The sequence below is a fragment of the Pseudoalteromonas sp. T1lg122 genome, assembly GCF_002964825.1.
In the GTDB taxonomy this organism is placed as follows: Bacteria; Pseudomonadota; Gammaproteobacteria; order Enterobacterales; family Alteromonadaceae; genus Pseudoalteromonas; species Pseudoalteromonas gelatinilytica.
This window is the reverse complement of record NZ_PQCG01000009.1, coordinates 1-2,981: the sequence shown is the minus strand read 5'-3', so window position 1 is coordinate 2,981 and position 2,981 is coordinate 1. Positions and strand designations below refer to the sequence as shown.

General features: G+C 49.8%; 1 rRNA gene. It reads right to left on the bottom strand.

From position 1 onward, the window contains the following. Window positions 1–2,836: ribosomal RNA gene (locus tag C2M33_RS09400) — 23S ribosomal RNA — on the bottom strand; the annotation flags it as partial. Window positions 2,837–2,981: the final 145 nt, after the last annotated feature.

The window sequence follows — 2,981 nt, the reverse complement described above, 5'->3', positions numbered from 1 at the left end:
CACCACTTCCACATCCTGCCTATCAACGTTGTAGTCTTCAACGGCCCTTCAGAGACTTTAAAAGTCTAGTGAGAACTCATCTCGAGGCCTGCTTCGCGCTTAGATGCTTTCAGCGCTTATCAGTTCCGAACGTAGCTACCGGGCAATGCCATTGGCATGACAACCCGAACACCAGCGGTTCGTTCACTCCGGTCCTCTCGTACTAGGAGCAACCCCTCTCAATTCTCAAACGCCCACGGCAGATAGGGACCGAACTGTCTCACGACGTTCTAAACCCAGCTCGCGTACCACTTTAAATGGCGAACAGCCATACCCTTGGACCGACTTCAGCCCCAGGATGTGATGAGCCGACATCGAGGTGCCAAACACCGCCGTCGATATGAACTCTTGGGCGGTATCAGCCTGTTATCCCCGGAGTACCTTTTATCCGTTGAGCGATGGCCCTTCCATTCAGAACCACCGGATCACTATGACCTACTTTCGTACCTGCTCGACGTGTCTGTCTCGCAGTTAAGCTGGCTTCTACCATTACACTAACCGTACGATGTCCGACCGTACTTAGCCAACCTTCGTGCTCCTCCGTTACTCTTTGGGAGGAGACCGCCCCAGTCAAACTACCCACCAGGCACTGTCCGTAACCCCGATTAGGGGCCAACGTTAGAACATCAACACTACAAGGGTGGTATTTCAAGGACGGCTCCACAAAAACTAGCGTTTCTGCTTCAAAGCCTCCCACCTATCCTACACATGTAGGGTCAATGTTCAGTGCCAAGCTGTAGTAAAGGTTCACGGGGTCTTTCCGTCTAGCCGCGGGTACACAGCATCTTCACTGCGATTTCAATTTCACTGAGTCTCGGGTGGAGACAGCGTGGCCATGGTTACACCATTCGTGCAGGTCGGAACTTACCCGACAAGGAATTTCGCTACCTTAGGACCGTTATAGTTACGGCCGCCGTTTACCGGGGCTTCGATCAAGAGCTTCGTCCGAAAACTAACCCCATCAATTAACCTTCCGGCACCGGGCAGGTGTCACACCGTATACGTCATCTTGCGATTTTGCACAGTGCTGTGTTTTTAATAAACAGTCCCAGCCACCTGGTCACTGCGGCTCCCGTCCGCTTAGAGAGCAAGTCTCATCACAGATAGGAGCGTACCTTCTCCCGAAGTTACGGTACAATTTTGCCTAGTTCCTTCACCCGAGTTCTCTCAAGCGCCTTAGTATTCTCTACCTGACCACCTGTGTCGGTTTGGGGTACGATTCGGTATAATCTGAAGCTTAGAGGCTTTTCCTGGAAGTATGGCATCAACAACTTCACCACCTTAGTGGCTCGTCTCGTATCTCAGTCTTAGCAACCCGGATTTTCCTAAGTCACCAACCTACTTACTTTCACATGGACAACCAACGCCATGCTTGTTTAGCCTGCTCCGTTCCCCCCATCGCAATTATACCAAGTACGGGAATATTAACCCGTTTCCCATCGACTACGCCTTTCGGCCTCGCCTTAGGGGTCGACTTACCCTACCCTGATTAACATGGGATAGGAACCCTTGGTCTTCCGGCGTGCGGGTTTTTCACCCGCATTATCGTTACTCATGTCAGCATTCGCACTTCTGATACCTCCAGCATACCTCCCGGTACACCTTCAACGGCTTACAGAACGCTCCCCTACCACTCAAACAAAGTTTGAATCCGCAGCTTCGGTGCATAGTTTAGCCCCGTTACATCTTCCGCGCAGACCGACTCGACCAGTGAGCTATTACGCTTTCTTTAAAGGATGGCTGCTTCTAAGCCAACCTCCTGGCTGTCTGGGCCTTTCCACATCGTTTCCCACTTAACTATGACTTTGGGACCTTAGCTGGCGGTCTGGGTTGTTTCCCTCTTCACGACGGACGTTAGCACCCGCCGTGTGTCTCCCGGATAGTACTTTACGGTATTCGGAGTTTGCAAAGGGTTGGTAAGTCGGGATGACCCCCTAGCCTTAACAGTGCTCTACCCCCGTAAGTATTCGTCCGAGGCTCTACCTAAATAGATTTCGGGGAGAACCAGCTATCTCCCGGTTTGATTAGCCTTTCACTCCTAGCCACAGGTCATCCCCTAACTTTTCAACGTTAGTGGGTTCGGTCCTCCAGTTGATGTTACTCAACCTTCAACCTGCCCATGGCTAGATCACCGGGTTTCGGGTCTATACCTTGCAACTCAACGCCCAGTTAAGACTCGGTTTCCCTACGGCTACCCTATTCGGTTAACCTCGCTACAAAATATAAGTCGCTGACCCATTATACAAAAGGTACGCAGTCACCCTCGAAGGGCTCCTACTGCTTGTACGTACACGGTTTCAGGTTCTATTTCACTCCCCTCACAGGGGTTCTTTTCGCCTTTCCCTCACGGTACTGGTTCACTATCGGTCAGTTGGGAGTATTTAGCCTTAGATGATGGTCCACCTATATTCAGTCAAAGTTTCACGTGCTCCGACCTACTCGATTTCACTTAAGATGCATTTTCGTGTACGGGACTATCACCCTGTATCGTCAAACTTTCCAGAATGTTCCACTAACACATAATAAGCTTAAGGGCTGGTCCGGTTTCGCTCGCCGCTACTTCCGGAATCTCGGTTGATTTCTGTTCCTACGGGTACTTAGATGTTTCAGTTCTCCGCGTTCGCCTCTTACACCTATGTATTCAGTGTAAGATACCTGCAAGCAGGTGGGTTTCCCCATTCGGAAATCCTAGTCTCAAGCGCTTTTTACTAGCTTGACTAGGCTTATCGCAAGTTAATACGTCCTTCATCGCCTCCAACTGCCAAGGCATCCACCGTGTACGCTTAGTCACTTAACCATACAACCCAAACGGGTCTTTGTTAGTGACAGCTGTTAACTCGCCAGAAGTTAAATTCATCAAATAATGATGAGAATACTAAAGTAGATACCGATTAATCATTGCTGATTAACTGGCATATTTTTACTTTTGAAAACTCTTTATA